General features: G+C 47.5%; 1 protein-coding gene. It reads right to left on the minus strand.

Translation table 11 applies throughout. The features are described from left to right. Positions 1-134: 134 nt before the first annotated feature. The gene (locus CMN27_RS06090) at positions 135-6,593 is read right to left on the minus strand and encodes a DUF1759 domain-containing protein (protein ID WP_293624867.1); all 6,459 of its coding nucleotides are present in this window, start codon (positions 6,591-6,593) and stop codon (positions 135-137) included. Positions 6,594-7,227 lie beyond the last annotated feature (634 nt).

The following is a 7,227-nucleotide window of genomic DNA, read 5'->3' on the forward strand; positions in this document are numbered from 1 at the left end:
ACCTTATCAGCTAAAATGGTGAAATTTGTCTCATCTACTAATACTACTCAAATACTGAAGTGGATATTCCAAGTAATTGAGGGAACAGTACTTATCTTTATAAGATACCCATCGGGTAAATGAGGCTGCACCTCCTATTCTTCATCTGTGTATGGGATAAGGATAGACAACCTCTGCACGGATCGTTCGACGATTACTTCACGACCGCCACTCAGTTTCATGTCCTTAGACATGGTCTTGTAGATCATGTACTTGACGGAGGCTCGACGGATAAGGCCGTCCTTGCTGGGATGAACTTTGTGGACTTTGCCGATTCTGTATTCCCCACGCATCACGTTGCTGTCAGCAACGAGCACGATGTCTCCTTCCTGTAGCGGGCGGGACTCACGAAGCCACTTCGTCTGTTTGATCAGCGTGGGAGCGTAGAGTTGAGTCCAGTTGTGCCAGAAGGTGTTGACAACATCGTTCACTAGTGTGAGCCTGGAAAAAAGACTGAGAGATGAGTCGAAGTTCCCGGGGTTTACGCTGAATGACCTACCCAACAGAAGGCTATTAGGGGTGAGTATTGTTATGGGGTTGTCAATCGATGGCTTGAAGCCGATTGGTCTTTCGTTAAGAAGATTCGCCGCTTCAGTGAAGACGGTTAATAACTCAGCAAGTGATAGTCTAGAGCCTTTATGGGTGTCTCGCAGAGCCATATTTACTGCTGATTTTGCTGATTTGATGAGTGCTTCAGCTGCGCCCTGATACCATGGGCTGTCAGCTGGACCAAATACCCACCTGGTTCCATTTTGAGAAAGTTTTGTAACGATACCGTCGTCGTTTAGTGCATCCCATGCTGCGGTGATTTCAGCGCTTGCTCCGACCAGCTGTGTTCCTGGGTCGCTGTATACCACTGATGGCCATCCACGGAGAGCTGCAAACCTGCGGAATGATAACAAAAAATTCTTTGAATCATAACCAGTGGAAATTTCTATGTGGACTGCACGAGAAACTAGATCAACAAAAATTACACCCCATACTTTAGAGCTAGCTCTTTTATTTACTTCTCCTCGTATGAGATATGGTCCAAATAAATCTAGGACACAAGAGTCAAATGGTGGACTTGGATAAAATCTTTCAGGGGGCAGCGAACCCATTTGCTGCTCCAATAACTTGACCTTAATTAATTTGCAAGCATGACATTTTGCACACACTGCTGCTGCGATTTTGTGCACTCTGGAAGTGTGATACTTAGCTCTGAAACGTGCTACTGTGGCGTCTCGACCACCGTGCCTGCCAAAAGTGTGAGCATCGCGCACGATACGATACGTGAGCTCGTGTTTTGGTGGCAATAATACTTGCGGTTCATGGTCAGGAGTCAGGATCTTCAGTCTTGGGTCCCTGGAACCCACTGTCCACAATGCTTGGTGCATTACAGGGTTGATGTGTCTGAAGTGCTTTTGCACCTCCTTCCTTGATTTCCATGCCTCACACTGCACATCCTGCAGCATGATTAGGAGAGCTTTACGGCGATGGTCGGGGGTAACTGCTTTGGAGTTTACGCCTCGGAAGCTCTTGCACTCGAAGGCTGAGAACACTCTAGCTAAGCCGCCGAACATCACGCCGGTGCGACTGCATCTCTTGAGGCATCCTGAAATGATGGAAAAATCATGAGGTCTTTCATGAGTACTACAGAACTGACTTAAGTGACTTACATTAGAAAAGGCTTTTTCGCCAGGGGAAAATTCATCTAAGTTTACTTGCGGGTCTCGCTTAACAGGCCATTGCTCCTCTGGTAGGTAGAGGAAGTCAGGACCTTTTTGCCAAACCGAATCCGGACCTAGGGCCGACGGGGACTGGGGACGGGTTGTTAGATCGCCTACGTTGGACGTGCCTGCTACCCATGCCCAATCAGACATGTCGCCGTTTGTGGCTCCTTGGATCTCTCCGATGCGGACACCTTCGAAAACTTTGAACTTGCTGGCCACCTTGTAGAGTTGACACAGGACAGTTTCTGAGTCTATGATGTGATGAATCTTGTCGAATTCAAAGCGGGATTCTGATATGATGACCTCGCGTAGACGTTTTGATATGACTGCGCCATTCAGCTCCATCTGCGGTATGTTTACTCTGTTGATCGGTGATATTCTTGACTTTGCCATGATGATGTGACACCAATAGGAATTGTCTTCTAACTGCCAGCGGATGTATGCGACGCAACCATAGGCTTCTTCTGACCCATCAGACATGAGGATGAGCGATGGTTTACCTACGGCTCCCTCTGGTGTTAAGCAGCGCTCGAATGGTATCTCTTCTGCCTCAAACAGGTCGGCGAAGAATCTTTTCCACTCAGCCACCATGGCGGCGCACAATGGCTCATCCCACTCCAGCTTAAGCTGCCATGTGGAACGGAGGAGAAGCTTTGCTTTCAATACCAGTGGTGATAACAAGCCTAGGGGGTCATAGATGGCCATAACGGATGCTAGGACAATGCGGCGAGTCAGGTCGTTGGGGATACCCTCAGGAAGGTCTTCTTTTCTGAGGTTGGGGCCGGTGGGAACATTACGACGCTTCTTGCTGAAATTGAGTTTAGTGGGGAAAAATATGACATCCCTCTTCGCGCTGTAAAATGTACCCAGGACTTGCTTATCTTTTTCGCATAAGTCCTGTTCTGGGACACCCCTCCCCCCAAAGGACCAACCTTTGACCTTGAAGCTACCTTTACTCAAAATTAGCTCGCATTTTTCAGCTAATTTGAGGGCGTCAGAGAATTCGCCTTTGATGGAGTTTATAATGTCATCTGTATAGCAGCAATAAATAAGCATTTGAGCTGCTTCAGGGCAAATATGAGAAAACATGTGGGCCGTGTTATTTTTGGCAGTAATAGCAATGGTGCCACTTGGTTTGTCTCCCAAATTCACTCGAGTAATGACCCAAATATCGGGCTTTCTGGTGGGGTCACAATCCCTCCATAGGAACCTATGCATATGCTGTTCCATGGACTCTAAATGCACGGTATTGTACATTTTCTTGATATCTCCTATCATTACAATGGGATTCTCACGAAATCTAATAAGCATTCCCAGGAGATTATTGTTGTAACAGTCAGGACCCTTGGCTAAACTAGAATTGAGTGACACTCCCTTATACTTTTGAGAGGAATTAAAAACAACTCTTACCGGAGTACTTTCGGACTTTGGCTGTTCCAGCTGCATGTGGGATATGTAGAAATAAGGACCGTCCCAGGACCTCACCTCCTCTTGCGACAGCTTTCTTGCTACCCCACGCTCCTCATGCTCCTTTAACTGGGCACCGTAGACCTCTTTCCAGGCAAGGTCCTTCTCTAGCGCCTTCTCGGTACGGCAGAGAGTGGAATAAGCGGCAGCGTAGTTGTCGGGGAGCGTCCAGGGATCCACTACCCACGGGTATCCGGTGATCCAGTAGCCGGGATCAGGGACGTAACGGAGTTTTGACTGAATGAGTTGAAGCTCTTGCTCTTCTTTGAAGGAGTAATCATGGCCTTTGAGGGGACACTTCCCGCAGCGGCACCCGCCGCACCGCGGGTCACACATGGTACCAAGCTGCTCTCCCAGTATGTAACGATCAATGGCCTCACCAAACGCACCCTTGCTCACGTTGAATATGGGAGCTGAGACGCGAGAGCGAGTAAGAAGGGGGGCAGGAAGTGATGCCACGCCGGCGCCAGGGCCTGCAGCTGCAGAGCCTTTCGACGGGGAGACGGTACTTCTACCTTTCTTCGATCTCGAAGCCGGATCAGGACTGGTGGTGGAGCTGACTCCTATGGGGCTGCCCTCGACGCCTGAGAGCGGGTCCTCTGGACCGGATGGCGCCACGTCGGCGACCAGGCCAGTATCATCTGAGCTGCTCGACGGGGAGACGCTTCTCCAGGTTGCAGGGATGCTCGAAGGGGATTCAGGGGAGCTGCGTGGAGTTGCTCCAGGAGCGGTGGTGTTATGGTGCTCCGGGACGGGGTTAGCTGCGTGCGAGGCCTCCAGGCACTCGGGGGGCAGAGCTTTCTCTCCAGACTGAAAAACAGGGTGTACAGATTGCGTAAGGACGTTTACTGTACGAAAAATAGGTGTATCTAGTCTAATTGAATTTTTATGGACTGATACAAAATCAGGCTTGAACAAGGTAGTAGCGCCTGCAAATGGATTACTTGAGGTTCCTTGAACAAGTGAATGATGCGAACCTTGGACGCAGATACCAAGAAGTCCGCTCATGACGGATAAATTAGCGCCATCAGAGGCCAATTCTACTTTGGGGTGAAGGCTGAAATAGTCGCTCCCCAATAACACGTCTACAGCCTGTTTAGGACGTTGTAGCGTTTTAGGATCATGCTCAGGAAAAAGCTGCTTTAAGATGGATTCATTTAACTGATACGGTTTACCACAGAGACGAGGCACGGTGTATCCCACGACGTGGTGGACCACTCCTCTTACATCGATGAGGGGGATTTCATACATCTCGGTTCGTTCTTCAGTGGAAGTGCCTTGAACAGTAGTGATGTCCATAGAACCAGTAGCAACCAAGCGACCATTCAGTTTTTTCACGCCGGCTTCTGTAAATAAGACACAATCAGAGCCGTCATCTGCAAAAACTGTTGCTTTCTTGTTACTTGAAGAAACAGAAACAGAAAAAATAGCATAAATGCCAAAAGCGACATCTCTAGGGACTGAGAGGATGTTATCATATTTGGGCAACTCCTTCAAGTCACTTTGATGAGATACGTTGAATAAATTAGTGCTCATAGATACGCACTTTATACCAGCCTTTTGCTGAGAAGGGCCTGTGGTGGACTGGGTTGAACCATTATTGGCAATACTGCCAGAACTTTGCTCCACATGAGCTCCTTGATTCTGAGCGTTGGACTGAACTTCAATATTGTTCCTACTAATATTCTGAACTGAACCATTCATGCCATCACCTCCGGCTTGATGCGGGAGAATATTGTAATGGGAATTGAATCCAGGAATCAAAACTGGCGGCATACTCATTTGATAAGGAGAGCCATATTGAGGAACAAATTGTTGATTTGGATTATTCACTGGGGCTGGACCCATGGTCATGTAGGGGAACACCCAGGGATTAGGATACGAATAGAATGGAGAACCATTTGAATACATAGGATGCACATTATGGGGCTCACTTTTCTGTGAATCGTTACCATAAGAATCAGCTGTATTTCCGCTGAGATTGTTAGTATTACCACTTGGTGGGGGACCAAACTTATTACCAGACGCTTGGCCATAAGGTTTTTTAACTTCATTGCTAGATTCCTTACCTCCTTTGCCCTTATCCTTACGAAAACATAGGAGCTCGCAATGCGATCGCTTGGCTCGGTCAGAGGTGCAGTATCCACAGTCCTGACCACTAGAGCAAGGCGTCCCGCGGTGAGCTTCCTGCAGACAGCGCTTACACACACCCTTGCTTGTACAAAGCTTCGCCCGGTCTTCAGCGGACATACGCTTGAACGCCCCACACTGGGCGAGAGAATGCGAGCTTTGTTCAGGATGTATGGCACAAGAGTTCACACCAGCGGCGACGACGTTGACGCGAGCGGCTGGCTTGCTGCTTTTGTTCCTGGAAGAAACCTGACTGGGACTGGGGTTAGCAATGTCTACCATGGCTTTAACGACGTCCACCTTGGATTTCAAAAATTCAACAAATTGTTTAAATGGATGGAACCGCTCTGTTGATGACATAGCGGCAAATTTTTCAGCCCAACCTTCCTGGAGATAAAATGGAAGTTTGGAGTTCAAAGCGTTTACGCGGAAACTGTCTACCTGTTGAACATGACCTAACGTGTTTAGCTGTTCATATGCGCTCGATACAGATCTGATAAGAGCGAGTAACCCAACATGATCCTTATTATTATCTACAGGTTTCAAGCTGTCAAACTCAGCTAAAATAACCCCAATATTAAGAGCTACATTATCAAAGCGGTCAGTGAGAGCTTTCCACATAGTATCATAAGCTTTAGAATCAGTTAAGGAAACGTGCTGTATCTCTTTGATACCCTCACCCTTCACGCACTTCCTCAGCTGAGCAGCCAGGGCGAGCTTCTTTGTCCCGAAGTACGGCTCGACCTCAGTTTGCCACGCCGATTTCCACTCAAGCCATTGTTTTCCAGCACTACCGTCCCACGTAGGGAACTCTTGCCTCTGAAAATTAAGGTGAGATTTAGGAACAAATTGCGGCGAGCTAACATGCTGCTGACTAATAGGTGAAAATGAAGAAGTATTACTAGAGATATGCTGCTTATACATCTGTACATGAGTGTCATAAACTTTTTCAGCATCAGAAAACCAAACATCGGCACTTTTGCCATTTACAGTTAACAAAGTGTTATCTAGAGAATTTTCTGTTACGCATTGGACAAATGCTTTATGCGAAGCGTCCACATCCTTCCATGCGGTCTCGAGCTTGCCCAGATCTGAGGTTACAGAAAACTGGTCTTTGGCGATGGCGACGTCGAGTTGAGCTGCGGCCTTGTTCAGCGCTTTGAGGGCGCTGGTGCGGGTGTTCTTCAAAGCCTCGGCAACATCTGAAGGCTTCGCAGCGTCCGGCTTGGCGTCATCTCCGGCCATGGTGGGAGGGACCGTATCGCACGAAGGAGCGACGACACTAGGCGGTGTTCTTTAAGGGTAGATCTTCGCCAACACGTTGATGGAGGGCGGCTTAGAGGAGCGCACTACTGATTGCTTCAAATGTGCTGGTACAGGGGCTATAGCAGGCCCTGAGACCAGGTCATAAGAACTCAGAAAGTTGCGTTCAAGCCGTTTATTTGATAAGAAGGCCCTAATGCAGACTTCTGCAAACATAAAATGAAAACAACTAAGATGCTAGTACAAATAAACCCTAACTTTAGTGTAAAATAATCAAGAAAAGTTTACTCAAAACGTTTACAGACAAATAGCAAGTTTCAACAGTGAAATAAGCTTTAAAGGGCCAGAAAAACATCATCAACCAAGACTTCAGCCATTTGTTAGAATAGAATGTTATATGGCTTACGTCAAAATATCTCTCCACCCACAACAGACTCTGTGTGTCATTAATTCATGACGCCAAAGAAATATAATCAGATTTGTTATGAGTCTTTTTTGGGGGAGCACCTAAAATGTCCTATCCACATCCCTCTGCTCTGGGCGGCCGATTACAAACTCGCCTGTAGCAGAAATAATCTAAGCTGGCTTCCCTATCGAGACAAGTCAAAATGAGCAA

Origin of the sequence: Salinisphaera sp. (genome assembly GCF_002729955.1) — a bacterium.
Lineage (GTDB): Bacteria > Pseudomonadota > Gammaproteobacteria > Nevskiales > Salinisphaeraceae > Salinisphaera.

Excerpts from the sequence above, each read along its gene's own strand:
- CMN27_RS06090 (WP_293624867.1), bottom strand. The coding sequence starts at position 6,593 with ATGGCCGGAGATGACGCCAAGCCGGACGCTGCGAAGCCTTCAGATGTT.